The following is an 18,905-nucleotide window of genomic DNA, read 5'->3' as shown; positions in this document are numbered from 1 at the left end:
CCTTCTTCGCGCTGGTGTCGTCAACAAGAGAGATGAACTTATCACGGCTGTTTCGGCGTTCTCATCATGTCCAAAAGGGGGTTACCGAGGCGCGCAGACGACATGCGCCGAGCTGGCCAACGCGCGCCTCGACCTCCACGGCCGCTTGGCCGCGCAGCCCGGATGAAGGGCACGTTCGAGGACGCCGGCGCGGGGGGCCGCGCGTCACCGCCGCTCGTCGGGTGTGTCTCGCCTGCCACATCGCGCTCCGGCTTCCGCTGCCGACATGCCCCTTGCGCCCGCGGCACCACCATTGCTGAGTCGCGGGCCATGTCCGCCGCTTCGCGCCTCCGGTTCGCGCCCGCCGCCCTGGCGGCCACCGCCCTCAGCCTCGCATGCGTTCAGGGCGCGCGCGCCCCCAACGTCCCGCCCCGCGGGACCCTGGCCCCCGGCGCGCTCGACCCCGGCGGAAGGCCCGCGGAAGGCCCCTTCGCGGTGGTGTTCGGTGCGCCCCGCGGGCAGACGACGAGCCCCGCCGAGATCAGCCTCGTCTTCAACCGGCCGATGCGGCCGCTCGACCTCGCCGGCGGCGAGGCCGCCGCGCCCGCGATCCTCAAGCCGCCCGCGCCGGGGCGCTGGCGCTGGGTCGGCACGAGCGGCCTCACGTTCGCCCCCGACGGGCACCTGCCGCGCGGCACCGCGTTCACCGTCGAGGTCCCGGCCGGCACGCGCGCGCTCGACGGCAGCGCGCTCGAGAAGCCGTACGTGCTCTCTTTTCGCACCGAGCTGCCCAAGGTCGCGCGCGTCGAGCCGTGGTCGGGCAAGGACGACCTCCGGCCGGACGCGCGGTTCGAGCTCCGGTTCAACCAGCCGGTCGACACCGCCGAGGTCGCGCGGAGCGTGTCCCTCACGGCCGGCGGCCGCGCGGCCAAGGTGGCGTTCGACGTCCGGCGCCCCGACCCGAAGAACGAGCTGCTCGCCGAGGTCGTCCCGCGCGCGCCGCTGCCGCGCGACAGCGAGATCGAGCTCGCCGTGGCCGCGAGCCTCCGCGGCCACGAAGGGCCGCTGCCGGCCGGCGAGGAGCAGCGGTTCTCGTACCGCACCTACGGGCCGCTCCGGGTGGTGCGCACCGACTGCGATCGCGACACGCCGCAGGGGGCGTGCGCGACCGAAGGCGGCTTCTCGCTCGCCTTCTCGAACCCCGTCCGCCTCGCCGACGCCAAGCGGGCGATCTCGGTGGAGCCCGCCGTCAAGCTGAGGTGGCCCGGGTGGCTGGAGGACGACGCGTTCACGAGCCACATCCACCTCGGCGGCGCCTTCGCGCCGGGGCGCAGCTACCAGGTGCGCGTCGCCGCCGGCCTGCGCGACGAGCACGGTCAGGCGCTCGCCGGCGCCGCCACCCGGGAGGTCGCGTTCGGCGACCGCTGGCCCGAGGCGCAGATCGGCCTCACCGGGAGCGTGTTCGAGCCGGCGCAGCGGCGCGAGATCCCGGTCGTGTCCGTGAACGTGCGCGAGCTGTCGCTCGCGGTCGGCGCCATGACCGAGGAGGCGGTGCTCGCGCTGGAGGCCGATCCGCACAGCCCGGGGCGGAGCCCCAAGATGGACGAGATCGCGGCGCTGCCCGCCGGCAAGCGGTCGGTCCTGCGCCCGGCCGCCGCGACGAACACGCCGTCGACGCACCTCGTGCGGGCCAGCGAGGTGCTGGGCGGCGAGGGCAAGCGCGGGCCGCTCGCGATCGGGATCAGCTACACCGCCCGGCCCGGGACGCGCCACGCGCGCGCCGCGTCCGAGGCGGTGATCGCGCAGGTGACCGACCTCGGGATCAGCGCGAAGGTGTCGCCGAACGGCTCGCTCGTGTGGGTGACGCGCCTGTCGACGGGCGCGCCGGTGCCCGGCGCCAGCGTGTGGATCCGGACCCCGGACGCGCGTGCGCCCGCGGCGGTGGTCACCGACGCCGACGGGTTCGCGGTCGTCCCCGCGGCGGCGTACCGCCCGTCGGCCTCGTCGGGGCCGGAGCGCGGCGTGATCTTCGCGCGCTCGGGCGACGACTGGACGTACCGCCGCGTGGCCGACGCGCTCAGCGGGTGGCGCTTCGGCGCGCCGTCCGACTTCGGCGAGGCGCGCCCGTTCGGGATGGTGTTCTCCGACCGCGGCATCTACCGGCCGGGCGACACCGTGCGCGTGAAGGGGATCTTCCGCGAGGAGGCGGCGCGCGGGACGAGGACGCCGGCGGGCAGGCGCGTCGCGTTCAAGGTCGAGGGGCCCGACGGCGAGGCGCTCGTCACGCTGTCGCCGTCGCTCAGCGCCTTCGGCACCTTCTCGGCCGACGTGAAGATCCCGGAGACCGCGCGGCTCGGCACGTACAGCCTCGCCGCCACGGTCCAGGGGGGCGACGCGGGGTGGCCGGACGTGACCGGCAGCGTCGAGGTCGCCGAGTACCGCCCCGCCGAGTTCAAGGTGAGCGTGGAGAGCGACCGGCCGAGCTACGTGCGCGGCGACAAGGCGCGCTGGATCGCGCGCGGCGACTACCTGTTCGGGGCGCCGATGACCAACGCGGAGGCCCGGCTCTCGGTGACCCGCGCGCCGGCCGCGTTCTCGCCGCCGGGGATCGAGGGGTTCACGGTCCGCGAGGACGAGCTCACCGACGCGCTGCCGGACCGGGCCCCGCGCCAGTTCGAGGTGCAGAGCGGGCGCGAGAAGCTCGACGCGGCCGGGCAGGCGGCGATCGGCGCGGCGCTCGCCCTGCCCGGGCAGCGCGGCACCGAGTCCGTGACGTGCGAGGCGGAGATCACGGACGTGTCGCGGCAGGCGATCGCCGGGAGCTCGACGGCGCTCGTGCACCCGGCCGAGTTCTACGTCGCCCTCAAGGAGCCCGATCGCTTCGCGAAGGCGGGCGACGTGCTCCGGCCGGAGATCCTCGCCGTCGACCCGAAGGGGGCGCGCGTCGCGCAGGTCGCCGTCCGGGTCGAGCTCGTGCAGCGGACGTGGACGCTCGCCCGCGAGGAGAGCGGCAGCGCGTACCGCAGCGTGAGCGCGCCGGTCGACAAGGTCGTCGCGCGCTGCGGCGTCACGACGGCGGCGGCGCCGCGCAGCTGCGAGCTCACGGTGCCGTCCGGCGGCTACTACCTCCTGCACGCGACGGCCAAGGACCGCCGCGGCAACCCGGTCGGCGCCGCCGCCGGGGTCTACGCGCTGGGCGAGGGCGGCGGCGGCTTTGGCGACAGCGACCAGCTCCAGGTCGAGCTCGTGCCCGACCGCGACAGCTACGAGGTCGGGCAGACGGCGCGCGTGATCGTGAAGTCGCCGTTCGCGTCCGCCGACGCGCTGGTCACGGTCGAGCGCGCCGGGATCGCCTCGCACCGGCGGGTGAAGCTGTCGGGCGCCATGCCGGTGATCGACGTGCCGATCACCGACGACCTCCGGCCGAACGCGTTCGTCTCGGTGCTGCTCCTGCGCGGGCGCACGAAGCCGCCGCCCGCGCCCGGGAAGGGCGGGGCGCCGGGGCCCGACGTCGGCGCACCGGCGTTCCGCCTCGGCTACGCGCCGCTGCGCGTGAACCCGGAGGCGCAGCGGCTCGCGGTGCGCGTCGTCCCGGACAAGGTGGACGCGCGCCCCGGCGATCCGATCCGCGTGGACGTCGACGTCCGCGATCGCGCCGGCCGGCCCGCCCGCGCGGAGGTCGCGCTCTACGCCGTGGACGAGGGCGTGCTGTCGCTGACCGGCTACGAGACGCCGGATCCGGTCCCCGTCTTCGGCGCGCCGCGCAGCCTGCGGGTGGCGACCGTCGAGACGCGCGAGGCGCTCGCCCGCGTGCGCAACCCGTTCGCCGACCTCGGCGCCGACAAGGGGCGCGCGGGCGGCGGCGGCGCGCAGGGCGGCACGGGCGTGCGCCGCGACTTCCGGCAGAGCGCGTACTACCACCCCGCGATCGTCACCGACGCCGCCGGGAAGGTGAGCGCGAGCTTCAAGCTGCCGGACTCGCTCACGACCTACCGGGTGATGGCGGTGGTGGCCGCCGAGGACGATCGCTTCGGCTACGGCGAGTCGCGCGTGACGGCGAGCCAGCCGCTCATGGCCCGGCCGGCGCTGCCCCGCTTCCTCCGCGCCGGCGACGCGATCGACGCGGGCGTGGTCGTCACCTCGAAGGGGCTCGGCAAGCCGGCGACGGTCGAGGTGGAGGTCGCCGCGTCGGGGCTCACGCTCCAGGGCGCCGCGAAGCGCGCCGTGGAGCTCGCCCCGGGCGCGTCGGCCGAGGTCCGCTTCGCGCTCTCGGCGCCCCGGGCGGGCCCGGCGACGCTGCGCTTCCGCGCGAGCGGCGGCGGCGCGTCGGACGTTGTCGAGGTGACCCGCGAGATCAGGGCGCCCATGTCGCCGGAGGCCGTCGCGCTCTACGGCGACACGACCACCGCGAGCGCGGAGAAGCTCGGGGATCTGTCGGCGATCCGCGACGACACCGGCGGGCTCACGGTGAGCCTCGCGCCGACGGCGCTCGTGGGCCTCGGCGGCGGCGTGGAGCAGCTCCTCGAGTACCCGTACGGGTGCACCGAGCAGCTGACGAGCCGCATGGTGCCGCTCCTGTCGCTGCGCGATCTCGCGAAGGCCTACGGGATCGCGCTGCCGAAGGACCTCACCGCCGTGATCGGCAAGACGGTGCGGGAGATCCTCTCGCACCAGCGCGGGGACGGGGGCTTCGGCTTCTTCGCCGAGTCGGACAGGGCCGACCTGTGGACCACCGCGTACGCGCTGTGGGGCCTCGGCGAGGCGAAGCGCCACGGGGTCGCGGTGCCGGCCGACGCGGTGGAGCGCGCGACCTCGTTCGTGCGGGCGCGGCTCAACGAGGCCGGCGACGATCCGCTGCTCCGGGCGACGTCGCCGTTCATCCTCGACGTGCTCGCGGAGCTCGGCGCCCCGGATCCGGGGCGCGCGAGCCGGCTGTTCGACGAGCGCGAGAAGCTGCCGCTCTTCTCGAAGGCGCTGCTCGCGCACGCGATGGTGATCGGCAAGAGCGACCGGGCGGCCGTCGACCAGCTCGTGGGCGAGCTCGAGGGCGCGCTGCGCCTCGACGGCCCGATCGCGCGGGCCGTCCACAACCACGGCGATGCGTACGCGGTCCTCATGGACTCCGAGGCCCGCACCTCGGCGCTCGTGCTGCGCGCGCTGCTCGCGGCCCGCCCCGCGCACCCGCTCGCCGCGCGGCTCGCGGCCGGCCTGCTCGCGGATCGCCGCGGCGGCACGTGGCGCAGCACGCAGGAGACGGCGTGGGCGCTGATCGCGCTCGATGCGTACCGGAGGGCGCAGGAGAAGGCGGCGCCCGACTTCGAGGCGCGGGTGTTCCTTGGCCAGGCCGAGCTGTTCTCCGCGCCGTTCCACGGCCCCACGACCGAGCAGGTCAAGACGTCGATCCCCGCGGCGCGGCTCGCGAGCGCCGGCGGCGCGCCGCTCGCGTTCACCGTCGACGGGCGCGGTCGGCTCTTCTACGAGGCGCGGCTCCGCTACGCGCGCAAGCAGCTCCCGACGGCGGGGCTCGACCGCGGCTTCTATATCGAGAAGTCGCTGCGCGCGCTCGCGCCCGAGGACCTCGCCGCGGCGCTCGGCGGCGCGCCGCCCGGCGCCGCGGCGGGCGCGGCGCCCGCGTCGCTCGCCTTCGCCGGCGGCGACCTCGTGCTCGGCGAGATCCTCGTGGTGGCGCCCTCGCCGCGCGACTTCGTGGTCATCGACGACCCGCTGCCGGCCGGCCTCGAGGCGATCGACGCCCGCCTCGCGACGTCCGCGCGCTCGCTCGACGTCGACGCGGCGGAGGCCCAGGCCGACGCCGACGCCGACGCCGACGCCGACGTCGACCAGGACGACCTGCGCGCGACCGGCCGCGCGTACGAGCCGAGCCGCTTCGTCCGCGAGGTCCGCGACGACCGGGTCCTGTTCTTCGTCGACCACATGGCCGCCGGGATGTACCGCTACCGGTACCTCGCGCGCGCCACGACGCTCGGCGCGTTCGTGGTCCCGCCCGCGCGCGCCGAGGAGATGTACAGCCCCGAGGTCTTCGGCCGGACGGGCGCCCTCGCGGTCAAGGTCGGCAGCCGGGACGCGGCGCCGCGCCCGCGCTGAGCCGTGGGCGCGCTCTCCTCGCCCGGATCCGGCCGCGCGCGGCGCTGGCTCGCGGCCGCCCGCCCGCGCCTGCCGCTCCTCCTGCGCCGCGCGGCGCGGATCGCGCTCGCGCTCGCCGTCGCGCCGTGGCTCCTGCTCGCCGTCGCCGCGGCCCTCACGAAGCTCCCGCCGGAGCTCGCCGCTCCCGAGGAGCGCGCCGTCTCCACGGTGCTGCTCGACCGCCACGGCACGGTGCTCCGCGAGCTCCGCGCCGGCGACGGCGCCCGCGCGCGCTGGCTGCCGCTCGCCGAGGCCGGCGACCGCATCCAGCGCGCGCTCCTCGCCGCGGAGGACCGGCGGTTCGCGGTCCACCCCGGGGTCGACCCGCTCGCGATCGCGCGCGCGCTCGGCCAGCTCGCGGCGGAGCGGCGCGTCGTCTCGGGCGCGTCCACGATCACGCAGCAGCTCGCGCGCGCGCTCGTGCCGCGCCCCCGCACCGTGCGCGGCAAGCTCGGCGAGATGGCGCTCGCGCTGCGCATCGAGGCGTCGCTCTCGAAGCGCGAGATCCTCGAGCAGTACCTGAACCGCGTCGCGTTCGGCCCGGGCCTGCGCGGCGTCGAGGCCGCGAGCCGCTTCTACTTCGACAAGCCCACCGCGGACCTGTCGCTCGCCGAGGCCGCCGCGCTCGCCAGCATGCCGCGCGGCCCCGCGCTCTACGATCCGCGCCGCGGCGCCGGCCCGCTCGAGCGCCGCCGGAACCGCGTCCTCGACCGCATGCTCGCGGCCGGCCTCGCCGGCGAGGCCGAGGTCGCCCGCGCCCGCGCCGAGCCGATCGCGCTCGCCCCGAAGGGCAGCGGCCTCGGCGCGCCGCACCTCGTCCGCGCCGTGCTCGGCGGCGCGCTTGGTCCGGAGGCAGGCGGCTCCGGCGCCGCGCCGCTGCGCGGCCGGGCGAGCTCGATCACCCTGACGATCGACCGCGGCCTCCAGCGCGAGATCGAGGTCCTCGCGCAGCAGACCGTCCGCGGCCTCTCGGACCGCGACGTCGGCGCCGCGGCCGTGGTGGTGCTCGAGAACGCGACCGGCGAGATCCTCGCGTACGTCGGCTCGCACGACATCGAGGACGCGGCCGGGCTCGGCCACAACGACGGCGTCCTCGCGCTGCGCCAGCCCGGCTCCGCCCTCAAGCCGTTCGTCTACGAGCTCGCCATGGAGCAGCTCGGGTTCACGGCCGCGACCGTCCTGCCCGACGTCGAGCTCTCGTTCCCGACGGCGGACGGCAGCTACGCGCCGCGCAACTACGACGGGCGCTTCCACGGCCCGGTTCGCCTGCGGGACGCGCTCGCCAGCTCGTACAACGTCCCGGCGGTCTGGACGGCGGCCGCGCTCGGCCCCGAGCGCGTCCTCGCGCGGCTCCGCGAGCTCGGCCTCGGCTCGCTCGATCGCGAGCCGTCGCGCTACGGCGTCGCGATCGCGCTCGGCGACGGCGAGGTCCGCCTCCTCGATCTCGCGAACGCCTACGCCACGCTCGCGCGCGGCGGCGTCTACCTGCCGGTGCGCGCCGTGCGCGCGCTCGCGCTCGTGTCGCCCGCGGGCGGCCCGGTCTCCGATGTGGCGCCCGCGCGCGGCGCGCGCGTCCTCGACGCCGCGCGCGCCCGGGTGATCGTCGACATCCTCGCCGACGACAAGGCGCGCATCGCCTCGTTCGGCGAGGGCAGCGCGCTCGACCTGCCGTTCCCCGTGGCCGCGAAGACGGGCACCTCCAAGGGGTTCCGCGACAACCTCGCGGTCGGCTTCACGCCCGACGTCACGGTCGCCGTCTGGGTCGGCAACTTCGACGGCGCGCCCATGGGCGGCGTCAGCGGCATCACCGGCGCGGGCCCGCTCTTCCGCGACGCCATGCTCGCCGCCGCGCGCGTCCGGCCGCCGCGCCCCTTCGATCCGCCGGATCCCGAGCTCCTCGCCGAGGTCGAGGTGTGCGGCCTGTCCGGCATGAAGCCGACCGCCGTCTGCCCGCACCGCCGCCGGGAGCTCCTCCCGCGCGCCGACGCCGCGTCGCTCGCGCCGTGCGACATGCACGAGGCCGTGCGCGTCGATCGCAGGAACGGGCTGCGCGCCGGCGCCTGCCCGGGCGCCGTGGTCGAGGAGCGCGTCTTCGAGCGCTACGACGCGGAGCTCACCGCCTGGGCGCGCGCCGCCGGCCGCCCCGTCGCGCCCGAGGAGGCTTCACCCCTCTGCGGCCCGCTCCCCGGCGGCGACGGCGTCCCTCCGGCCGGCGCGCGCGTCCGCGTCGCGTACCCGCCCGACGGCGCCCGGTTCGTCCTCGACCCCTCGGTCAACTCGCAGCAGGCCATCCGGCTCCGCGCCGACGTCCCGCCGGGCGTGCGCCGCGCGCGCTTCGTGCTCGACGGCCGCCCGATCGAGGTCGGCCCGCCGTTCTCGCTCGACTGGCCGCTCGTCGCCGGCGCGCACCGGCTCCGCGTCGAGGCGGACGGCGCGTCCGCCGGCGAGGAGATCGCGTTCTCGGTGGAGTGAGCGGCGGGCGAGGGGAGCGGCCCTCCGCCCGCGGCGCGCGTCAGCCGAAGATCGGCAGGTCCTCTTCCTCGGAGAGCGGGAACCGCTGCGCGAGCGGGTCGTCCGCGACCTTCGCGAGCTTGCGCAGCGCCTTGTGGATGTGCCCCGGCTTGATCCGCACGCCGCCCTCCTTGGGCTCGAGCGTCACCGGATCGACCTCGAGCGGGTTGTGCCGCTCGTCCGTCGCGCCGATCACCCGGTTCCCCGGGATGCCCGCGCCGACCATCATCATGCTCGTGATGTTCCAGTGATCCTTGCCGTTGCCCTCGTTGTAGCCCGGCGTCCGCCCGAAGTCCGAGCCCACCACGATGACGATCCGGTCGGCGATGCCCTGCTCCTCCGCGGCCGTCAGGAGGAAGTCGACCCCGTCGCAGATGTCGGTGAGCCGCGGGATGTGGCTATCGTCGTGGTTGCCGTGGGTGTCGAACCCGCCGATCGACAGGTTCGCGCTGACGCAGATGCCGGCCTGGTAGGCCGCGAGCGCGACCTGCGCCTGCCGCCGCAGCGACGCCCGCTCGAACTCCGCGGGCAGGAACTGGATGAGCTGCTTGAGCTCGTTCTGCCCGACGCGCGAGGTGAAGAGCGTGCTCATCGCCTGCTTCACGTGGGGCAGGCGCTGCTGCTCGAGCTTCGCCATGTGCCGCGCCTGCCGCGCCTCGAGGATCCGCGTCATCGTGGCGTCGGTGTGGTACTGCTCGCGGTTCTCGCTGTTCGACGGATCGGTCCTGTTCGGGTAGGCGAGCCGCTGCAGGAGGCCGGTGTCGGGCACGCGGGTGACGGCCACGACGTTCGCCGTCGTGTCGTAGCCGCCGTTGCTGATGAACCCCATCGGCAGCGCGCCGCCGTGGACGCCGGCCACGAGCGCCGCGAAGCCCGGCTTGCCCTCGCGGAGCGTCCCGGACCACGTGTTGCGCACGCCCGCGTCATGGCTGTTCGTCGACGTGTCGATGCCGTTGACGATGAGCAGCCGGCTGTAATGCTTCTTGAAGAAATCGGCGTTGCCGCCGACCGGCGCGAACTTGATGTTGCCGGCGGTCCCGATCTCTTCGCGCAGGTAGCTGCGGTTCATCGCGTCCCGCGTCTTCTGCTCCTCGACGCTCGCCGCGCCCTTCGGGTCGCAGAGGCTCGTCGGGTCCCAGCCGCCGCTCGCGTGGATGTTGATCCAGAGGGGGCCCTCGTAGGGGCCGGCCGCCGCGGCGTCCCGCGACAGCGCGCCCGCCGCGACGACGCCCAGGCCCGCCATAGATGCCAGTTTGAGGAAGTCTCGACGTTCCATGGCTGCTCCTACTGGTAAAGAAACCTGAAGTCCGACAGGAGATAGGTCATGACGCTCATCCACGCGCGGATCGTGTAGTTCTCGTCCCGCTGGAGCTTCTCCTCGTTGGGCAGCGCGTCGCGGGTCCAGTAGTCGTTCTCCACCTCGCAGGGGCCCGGCAGCCACGTCGAGATCCGGCCCTCCTCGCCCTCCGCCTTCTTCATGCCCGCCTTGCCCTCCTCCCACGTCTCGACGAAGAGCTTGTAGGTCCGCTCGATCTCCGGATCTCCGATCTCGAGCGACTCGCCCAGCACCCGCTTGTGCAGGTACTGGATGTTCTTCTTGATCGCCTCGACCGCCGGCAGCACGTCGAAATCGTTCGTGTCCCGCGGCTCGAACGTCGTCTCGACGAACGGGAAGAGCAGCCGCTCCTCCTGCGGGAGCCAGAGATCGCGCGGCACCGAGATGCACGCCATCTCGTTCGCCATCCGGTCGGCGACGTTGGCCATGATCCCGTTCGGCTCGGTGATCCGCTGGATCACCTCCTCCGAGTCGATGCCGCCGTACAGCAGGCGGTAGGCGTCGCGCCGGAGCAGGTAGTCATAGCGGTTGCCGTCGTCCTCGAACGCCCTCGGCCGCCACGGATAGCCGGTCACCGCCCAGATCTTCCGGTGCAGCTGCTCGGGCCCGAGGAACCGCGTGCCGCCGAGCTGCGCGAGCGGATCGCCCTGGGACGACGCCTGCGCGACGTTGCGCGCGCGGAAATAGGGGCTCTTGACGATGGCCTTGACGACGGTCTTCAGGTTGTAATCGCTGTCGGCGAAGTCGTGCGCCATCGCGTTGAACGCGTGGTACTGGGCGAGGTACGCCCGGAACTTGGCGCTGAACTCCGGATCGTCGTTCGTCGGCGCGACGAGCGGCTTTTGCCCGGTGAGGCCCGTGTACATCGTGTAGACGGCCGCGAGCGCGAAGCGCGGGTCGTCGGCGACGCGCTGCGCCACCCACGAGAGCGCGCTCGGGAACTCGCTGAACGGCACCGACTCGGCGCCGAAGCCCGGCGGCCGCATGTCCTCGTACCAGGTGTCGTCCGCCTTGTAGCGGCCCGAGGAGTCGAAGCTGTGGAACCCGCCGGACAGCGGGTCCAGGGCGGCGTGGCAGACGGTGCACGCCGCGTTGTTCATCGTCGGGTTGAAGTCGGTGATCTTCGTCTGATCGAGCGGCTGCTCGGCGGTCTTCAGGATGTCGGTGCCGAGGAAGAACTGATAGACCATCCTCGCCCGGTGGCGGTTCCTGTTGGTGCTCGTCGTCGGGTGCCTGTTGAGGAAGACCGGCGAGGTGAGCACGCCCGCGAGCGGGATCGGGTCGCGCTTCACCGGGACGAACTCCTCCGGATCCGCGTCGTTCTGGAACTCGGCCGTCACGCCGTACGCCTTCGCGGAGAACGGGTTCACGACCGTGTAATCGGCCGTGAGGACCTCCTTGAACGACCGGTCGTTGCGCACGATGTAGGCGATGAGCTCGAGCGGCTCCCGCCCGACGCCCCGGTTCGTCCAGCTCTTCACCTTGTTGATGGCGTCCTCCAGGTCGCGCGCGCCGTATTTCTCGACCAGCGCGGGATCCTGCGGGAGGCTGTTGTACCACTTGGCGTCGTACGCGTCGCTCTTCAGCAGATCGACGGCCGCCTCGCCGTTCAGGTAGCGGTCGGTGAGGAAGAGATCGTTGTAGATCTCCTTCAGCCTCACGTAAAACGCCTCCTCGGTGAGCATCTGGTCCAGGATCGGGTCCAGCGCGTCCATGCCGCCCTGCGCGACGGCCTGCGCCTCGGCCTCGGTGGGCAGGCGGCCGGCGATCTCGAGGGCCGCGGAGCGGAGCGTGTCCTCCGGCCCGCTCATCACCACGCCGGCGAAGGACGCGTTGACGTCCGTCTCGCAGGACGACGGCTCCTTCGTGCGGTCGACCATCTCCCGGAGCGCCTCGTAGTCGGCGCCGTCCGCGTCGATGACGTGGCCGCCGCCGTGGTCGACCTTCTTCGTCGGCTTGAGGAGCACGTACGACTCGCCGCTCAGCTCGAGCCCGGCGAGCGATTTGAACGTCGCGAGGTTCTTGTCGAGGAAGCCCGCCTCGCTGCTCCCGGCGAGGATCAGCTTCGATTTCGCGGCCTGCCCCTGCGGGTTATGGCAGCCGATGCACTTCGTCGAGAGGATGGGGACCCACACCTTCTCGGCGAAGAACTGCTCGTCGGAGATACACGGGCCGCCGGCGTCGCCGGTGCAGCCGCTCGACCCGGCCGCGAGCGCGCCCGCGCCCGCGGTGAGCCCGAGGAGCCCCAGGGCCGTCGCGGCGCGCTTCCGGAGGTACCATCCTGTTCTCGGCATAAGCATCCTCGCCGGGGGCGCCTGCGCGCGCCCCCGCGTTGAAGGGACCAGGGGTGCGGACCCCCGGAGCCTCGTTGATCGACAACCCGTCGAAGCAGCCAAGGTGGGCTGTCGTTCAACGACGCCCGATGGAGCGGACTGGACAATCGTCCGCTTCATCTCCTGCGTAGCCCCGTAGTCTAACCCCTCTAGGGGTTCTCCCGCCATGCGCTCCGTACATCGCTTGATGTGAATTTTTTCCTGATATCTCTCGTGATTGTGAAGTTTTTTGACGCGACGCTGCGGCTCCTCCGGAATGCGCGTACCCGGTGCGCCCAGGTAGGCGTGGCCATGTGGTGGCGGGGTCGTACGTGGATGTGGTCAAGTCCGGGGAAATCGAATAACCGTTGGATATGAGCTCGACGAGGGATGCGACCCGCGCTCGCGCGGTGCAGTGGTTCGTTCGCGGCGGCACGCTGCGGGCGGCTGGCCGGGATCCGGTCAAGATCGGCATCGCGCCGGTCGTGGTGGGGCGCGATCCCAGCTGCGATGTGGTCGTCGACGATCCGGAGGTCAGCTCGACGCATTGCGAGCTGCGGGCCGAGGGGCCCGGCGTCCTCGTCCGCGACCTCGGCAGCAAGAATGGGACGTTCGTGTCGACGGTGCGCATCCGCGAGGCGATCCTGACGGCCGCGTGCGCCATCCAGGTCGGCGGCTCGGTGCTGGGCTTCGAGCCGCTCGACAAGGAGCGCGTCGACGTCGGCTTCGACGAGAGCTTCGGCCCGCTGATCGGCGCCTCGCCGCGGATGCGCCACCTGTTCCGCCTGCTGCGCGAGGTGGCCGCGACGGAGCTGTCGCTGCTCATCACCGGCGAGACCGGCACGGGCAAGGAGCTCGCGGCGCAGGCGATCCACGACAGCTCGAGCCGGCGCGGGGGTCCGTTCGTCGTCGTCGACTGCGCCTCGCTGCCCGGCGCGCTGGCGGAGAGCTTCCTGTTCGGGCACGAGCGGGACGCCTTCCCCGGGGCGACCGAGCGCAAGGGCGGCGCCTTCCACGAGGCGAACGGCGGGACGATCTTCCTCGATGAGCTCGGCGAGCTGCCGCCCGAGCTCCAGCCGAAGCTGCTCCGCGTGCTTTCCGAGCGGAAGCTCAAGCGCGTCGGGTCGCGGGTCTACGAGCCCGTCGACGTGCGGATCATCGCGGCGACGCGGCGCGATCTCGGCCGCAGCATGAACACCGGGCGCTTCCGGAGCGATCTCTTCTTCCGGATCGCCCAGATGCGCATCGAGCTGCCGCCGCTGCGGGAGCGGCGCGAGGACATCCCGCTGCTCGTCGAGAGCGTCTGCGCGCGCCTCGGCTGCCCGGAGCGCTCGGTGGAGATGGTCAATCTCATCACCACGACGCTCGGCCAGCACGATTTCCCGGGCAATGTCCGCGAGCTCATGAACGTCACCAGCGTGGCCGCGAGCCTGCCGCCGGGGGCCGAGGCGATCGCGGCGATCCTCCCGCTCGAGGGCGGCGGCGACGTCGTCGCGCCGACGTCGGCCTTCGGCGAGGCGAAGCGGAGCGCCGTGGCGGCGTTCGAGCAGCGCTACTTCAGCGAGCTGATCCGCGCCACGGGCGGCAACGTCAGCGAGATGGCGCGCCGCGCCGGCATGGAGCGCCACCACGTGCGGATGTTCTTGAGGAAGCACGGCCTGACCGCGAAGCCGTGAGACAGCACACGTCTTCCGGCTGCGGCCTCTCTGTTCTTTCCTAGAGCGGTTTTCAGCTGCGGCTGAACCACCGTGCGTCGGTTCGCGTCCCCGTCTTCCGTCTTCCGTCTTCCGTCTTCCGTCTTCCGTCTTCCGTCTTCCGTCTTCCGTCTTCCGTGCTCGTCCCGCGTGCGCGTGCGCGTGCGCGATTCCCCGGCGTCAGCGCGCACGCGCACGCGCACGCAGACGGTCACGGAGACGAGAGACGGAGACGGAGATGGAGACGAGAGGACGGAGACGAGAACCGGCGCACGGAAGACGCCTGCATCGAACCCGATCGAAAACCGCTCTAAGCGCCGCCCGCGCCGCCCGTCCCGGCGGCCCCGCCGCTGCCGCCGCTGCCGCCGCTGCCGCCCGGATCGCCGCCCGCGCCATTGCCGCCGGTGCCGGTCGGGTCGCCGCCCGCGCCGCCGCCGCCGCCCTCGCCGCCGCCCGTCGTGGCCGTGGTGGTCGTGGCCGGGCCGCCGCCGCAGCGCTCCGCGGAGCGGCAATCGGCGCAGGAGCACCCCTCGAAGTACGGCGCGCACGAGCCGTTGTCCGTGCAATGGTCCGTGCACCGCGGCGTGTCCGTGCAATCGGGGCAGGTGCAATCCTCGTTGGCGTTGCACCCCATGTCGCTGTTGCACCCGCGCGACGGGCTGCACTCGGCGACGCTGTTGGCGCAGTCCGGGCAGGTGCAATCCTCGCCGTCCGGCGCGTCGGGCCGCAGATCGCAGGCGCCGTCGTCCTTGCAGAAGCCGAGGCAGCTCGCCGAGTCCGCGCAATCGGGGCAGCCGCAGTCCTCGGAGACCTGGGCGAGGATCGTGCACCGCCCGTCCGGGCTGCCGCCGAAGCAGCCGAAGCCGAGCGAGCCGCCGGCGCCGGCGACCGTCGCCGCCGCGGCCGTCGAGGTCGCGTCGGCCGCCGGGCTGCTCGAGCAGCCGCCGCTCGCGGCGAGCCCGATGACGATGGAGGAGGTGAGGAGGGCAAGAAAGGCACGCATGCCCGACAGCATCTCTCCCGGGAGCGCGTCACGTCAACACCGCGCGTCGAGAGCCGCGCTCAGCGGAATGCCACGCTCGCGTCCGCCGTCTTCGCGCGCACGACGGCGCGCTCGCGCACCAGGAAATCGCGCACGGCCGCGTCGAGGCGCGGGTGCGCGAGGTGGTGGGCGCTGTGGGTGATCCTCGGAGCGAATCCGCGTACGAGCTTGTGCGACCCGCCCGCTCCCGGCTCGAAGCGGCGCAGTCCGCGGGCGATGCAGTCCTCGACCGGGTGGTAGTAGCAGACGTTGAAATGCAGGAACGGGCGCTCCTCCGAGGCGCCCCAGTAACGGCCATAGAGGGTCGTCGGCCCGGCGAGGTTGAACGCGCCCGCGATGGGCCGTTTGCCGTCGCGCGCGAGGACGACCTCGACGCCGCCCTCGCCCCCGGCGCGCTCCCCGGACGAGCGGAGCCGGGCCGTGATCTCCTCGAAGAAGGCGCGGTTCAGGTACTGCCGGCCCCAGGCGAACTTCTCCACCGTGGAGACGTAGTAGCCGAACATCACGTCCACGATCTCGGGCGTGATGTCCGCGCCGCGCAGCGTCTCGATCGACAGGCCCTGCTTCGCGACCTCGCGCATCTCGCGCCGGATCTGGTGCCGCCGCTTCGCGTTGAAGCGCGCGAGGAAGTCGTCGAGCGACCCGTACCCCTCGTTCTCGAACTGGAACTGGATGCCGCAGCGGTGGGCCATCGCCGCCTCCGACAGGGCGGCGGCCTCGTCCTCGGTCGGGAACAGGACGTGGGCGCCCGAGATGCGGCTCCGCGCCACCAGCGCGCGGAGCGTCTCGGCGAGCGCCGCGAGGAGCGCCGGGCGAGCCTCGGGCCGGCGCACGAGCAGGCGCGGCGTCGTGGCGGGCGTGAACGGCACCGCCACGACGAGCTTCGGGTAGTACGGCGCGCCGAGCTGGTGGGACGCCGACGCCCAGCCGTGATCGAAGACGAACTCCCCCTCGCTGTTGTCCTTCAGGTACGCGGGCGCGGCGGCGAGCAGGACCCCCTCGGCCCGGAGCGTGATGTGGTGCGGCAGCCAGCCCGCCTCCTCGCCCACGCACCCCGTCCGCTCGAGCGCGTCGAACCACGCCCACGAGAGGAACGGCGCCTCGCTCGCGCCGTGGAGCGCGTTCCACTCGCTCTCCGGGATCTCGCGGATGGTGCCGTGGACGTGCGCTTCAAGCTCCATGGCCGATCATAGCAGCGCGCGCAGCGCTGCCCGTCCGGCCTCCGACGAGATCCTGGATCGATCGCGCGCCCGCGCGCGCCACGAGCTCCGACAGCCCGCGCGCGATCGCGGCGGGGAGGAGGGGGCCGCCGTAGACGAAGCCCGTGTAGAGCTGCACGAGGTCGGCGCCCGCCTCGATCTGGTCCATCGCGTGCTCCGCCGACTCGACGCCGCCGGCGCCGATCACCGTGACGCCGCCCCCGAGGCGCGCGCGGATCCGCCGCACCATCGCGAGCGAGCGCTGCCGCAAGGGCGGGCCGCTGAGCCCGCCGGCGCCCATCGCCTCGACGGCGGCCGGGCTCGTCGCGAGCCCGTCGCGGCGCACGGTCGTGTTCGTCGCGATGACGCCGGCGAGGCCGACCTCCTCCACGACGGCGAGCAGCGCCTCGAGCTCCTCGTCGCCGAGGTCCGGGGCGACCTTGACGAGCAGCGGCAGCGGCCTCCCCGCGCCGCGGTTCTCCCGCATGATCGCCGAGAGGAGCGCCCGCGCGATCGCCGGCCCCTGCATGGCCCGGAGGTCCTTCGTGTTCGGCGACGAGACGTTGATCACGACGAAGTCGGCCGCGCGCCGCACCTCCCGGAAGCTCGCGAGGTAGTCCTCGATCGCGGGCTCGATCGGATCGAGCGGCGCGACGCGGGACTTGCCGATCGACATGCCGACGGGCACGCCGACCGCCGCGGCGCCGCCACGGTCGAGGAGCCGCTCGGTGACGCGCGCCGCGCCCTGGTTCGGGAAGCCGAGCCGGTTGATGAGCGCCCGGTCGGCCGGCAGGCGGAAGAGGTTCGGCGGCGGGTTCTCGGCCTGGGGCTGCGCCGTGACGGTCCCGAGCTCGACGAAGCCGAAGCCCAGGGCGGCGAGCGCGCGGGCCCGGCGGGCGTCCTTGTCGAAGCCGCCGGCCACGCCGAGCGGGGAGGGGAAGTCGAGCCCCATGGCGCGCACCGCGATGCGCCCGTCCCGGGGCGCGAGGCGGGCGCGCACGAGGGCGCGGAGCGGGGCGGCGTGCTCGAGCGGCGCGAGCGCGAGCATGCCGAGCTCGTGCGCCAGGCGGGGCGGCAGCGCGAAGAGGAGCGGTCGGACGAGGCGGTACATCGGGGCGCGTCTCCGTTGCGGCGCGGGGCCGGAGGGTCCGGCGCGGCGCGGCGGTGGGCGATACCATGGCGCAAAGGCCGCGTGGGTCGCCATGTCGGCGCGAGGGCGCCGGGCGGGGCGCGCGGAGGCTCTGCTAGACTCGGCGCCCCCACCTCATGACGACCCCCGAGATCCTCGATCGCCCAGGCGATCCCAAGCCTTCGACCGACCTTGGCGAGCGCTTCGCGAAGAGCGCCGACGAGATGTCGGCGCTGCGCGAGCGCGGCGCCCTGGCCGCGCGCGACCTCTGCGCCTTCATCGATCGCTCCCCGACGCCCTACCACGCCGTCCGCGAGGTCGCCTCGCGGCTCGCGGCGGCGGGCTTCTCGGAGCTCGGGGAGCGCGACGCGTGGGCGATCGCGCCGGGCGCTCGCCGCTACGTCATCCGGGGCGGGTCGACGATCGTCGCGTTCGTCGCCGGGGCCGAGCACCCGGCGGTCGGCGGCTTCCGCGTCATCGGCGCGCACACCGACTCGCCGAACCTCCGGGTGAAGCCGAGCGCCGAGCTCTCGCGGAGCGGCTACCAGCAGCTCGGGGTCGAGGTCTACGGCGGCGTGCTGTACTCGACCTGGCTCGATCGCGACCTCAGCGTGGCCGGCCGCGTCCACATCCGCAGGGACGGCCGGGTCGAGCGCCACCTCGTCGACCTCGGCCGCCCCGTCGCGCGCGTCCCGAACCTCGCGATCCACCTGAACCGCGGGGTCAACTCCGAGGGGCTCGTGCTGAACGCGCAGAAGCACCTCGCCCCCGTGATCGGCCTCGGCCGCGAGGCCGACCTGAGCGCCCTGCTCGCGCGCGCGGTCGACGCGCCGCGCGACGCCGTCCTCGGCTTCGATCTCTGCCTGTACGACACGCTCAAGGCGTCGATCGGCGGGCTCGCCGACGAGTTCATCTTCGCATCCCGCCTGGACAACCTCGCGAGCTGCCACGCCGCGACGGCCGCGCTGATCGGCGCGGGCGCTCCCGGCGCGGCGACGCGGGTCATCGCGCTCTACGACCACGAGGAGTGCGGCAGCCGGAGCGCGGTGGGCGCGGCGGGCAGCGTGCTGCGCGACGTGCTCGCGCGGATCGTCGACACGTACCCGGCGCGCGAGCCGCAGGCGTTCGCCCGGGCGATGGCGGGCTCGCTGCTCGTCTCGGCGGACATGGCCCACGCGGTGCACCCGAACTACGCGGACCAGCACGAGCCGCGCCACGCCCCGCAGGTCAACCGCGGGCTCGTGATCAAGTCGAACGCGAACCAGTCCTACGCGACCGACGGCGCGACGGCGGCGGAGCTCGAGGCGCTCTGCCATGACGCGGGCTACGCCCCGCAGCGCTTCGTCGTGCGGAGCGACCTCCCGTGCGGCAGCACGATCGGCCCGATCACCGCGGCCGCGCTCGGCATCGCCACGGTCGACGTCGGCGCGCCGATGCTGAGCATGCACTCCTGCCGCGAGATGGCCGGCACGCTCGACGTGCACCTCGCCATCGAGACCTACCGCCGCGCCCTGGCCTGATCATTCCCAGACCCGCGCCACGCCGCATCCCAGCGCCAC

The 18,905-nt window shown here is 73.8% G+C and carries 9 protein-coding genes; 4 read left to right on the top strand and 5 right to left on the bottom strand.

Going from position 1 to position 18,905, the window contains the following annotated elements; genetic code table 11:
- Positions 1–309 precede the first annotated feature (309 nt).
- Together WMF33_RS26525 and pbpC are read left to right on the top strand one after the other, a co-directional pair.
- The gene (locus WMF33_RS26525; RefSeq protein ID WP_437322450.1) at positions 310–6,084 is read left to right on the top strand and encodes an Ig-like domain-containing protein; all 5,775 of its coding nucleotides are present in this window, start codon (positions 310–312) and stop codon (positions 6,082–6,084) included.
- Between the two features lie 3 nt (positions 6,085–6,087).
- Positions 6,088–8,595, top strand: coding sequence for a penicillin-binding protein 1C (pbpC, locus tag WMF33_RS26520; protein WP_437322449.1), 2,508 nt, complete (start codon positions 6,088–6,090; stop codon positions 8,593–8,595).
- A 40-nt stretch (positions 8,596–8,635) separates the two neighbouring features.
- Here the strand turns inward: pbpC and WMF33_RS26515 are convergent, their stop codons facing one another.
- Complete coding sequence (locus WMF33_RS26515; RefSeq protein WP_437322448.1) at positions 8,636–9,910, bottom strand: DUF1501 domain-containing protein; 1,275 nt, start codon at positions 9,908–9,910, stop codon at positions 8,636–8,638.
- A gap of 8 nt (positions 9,911–9,918) precedes the next feature.
- Positions 9,919–12,264 (bottom strand): DUF1588 domain-containing protein, encoded by a 2,346-nt coding sequence (locus WMF33_RS26510; RefSeq protein ID WP_437322447.1) that lies wholly within the window; start codon positions 12,262–12,264, stop codon positions 9,919–9,921.
- Between the two features lie 392 nt (positions 12,265–12,656).
- On the opposite strand from WMF33_RS26510, the gene WMF33_RS26505 reads away from it, so the two are divergent.
- Positions 12,657–13,958: a sigma 54-interacting transcriptional regulator gene (locus tag WMF33_RS26505; protein ID WP_020737266.1), complete on the top strand. Its 1,302-nt coding sequence runs from the start codon at positions 12,657–12,659 to the stop codon at positions 13,956–13,958.
- 328 nt (positions 13,959–14,286) lie between these two features.
- On the opposite strand, the gene WMF33_RS26500 is transcribed toward WMF33_RS26505, so the two are convergent.
- The 3 genes from WMF33_RS26500 to WMF33_RS26490 are packed head-to-tail and all read right to left on the bottom strand — an operon-like array spanning position 14,287 to position 17,328.
- On the bottom strand, positions 14,287–14,979 hold the full coding sequence (locus WMF33_RS26500; RefSeq protein WP_437322446.1) for a hypothetical protein: 693 nt from the start codon (positions 14,977–14,979) through the stop codon (positions 14,287–14,289).
- Positions 14,980–15,038: 59 nt separating this feature from the next.
- Complete coding sequence (locus WMF33_RS26495) at positions 15,039–16,199, bottom strand: GNAT family N-acetyltransferase (protein WP_437322445.1); 1,161 nt, start codon at positions 16,197–16,199, stop codon at positions 15,039–15,041.
- Entirely contained in the window at positions 16,189–17,328 is a 1,140-nt protein-coding gene (locus WMF33_RS26490; protein ID WP_437322444.1) for a quinone-dependent dihydroorotate dehydrogenase, read from the bottom strand. Before WMF33_RS26490 ends, WMF33_RS26495 begins: the two co-directional genes overlap by 11 nt.
- Positions 17,329–17,570: 242 nt before the next feature.
- Between WMF33_RS26490 and WMF33_RS26485 the strand changes: the two genes are divergently transcribed.
- Positions 17,571–18,866: a M18 family aminopeptidase gene (locus tag WMF33_RS26485; RefSeq protein WP_437339520.1), complete on the top strand. Its 1,296-nt coding sequence runs from the start codon at positions 17,571–17,573 to the stop codon at positions 18,864–18,866.
- Positions 18,867–18,905 lie beyond the last annotated feature (39 nt).

The sequence above is a fragment of the Sorangium sp. So ce394 genome, assembly GCF_051474665.1.
Lineage (GTDB): Bacteria > Myxococcota_A > Polyangia > Polyangiales > Polyangiaceae > Sorangium > Sorangium cellulosum_D.
Note: the sequence above shows the minus strand (reverse complement) of the source record. Positions and strands in the feature narration are given on the sequence as shown.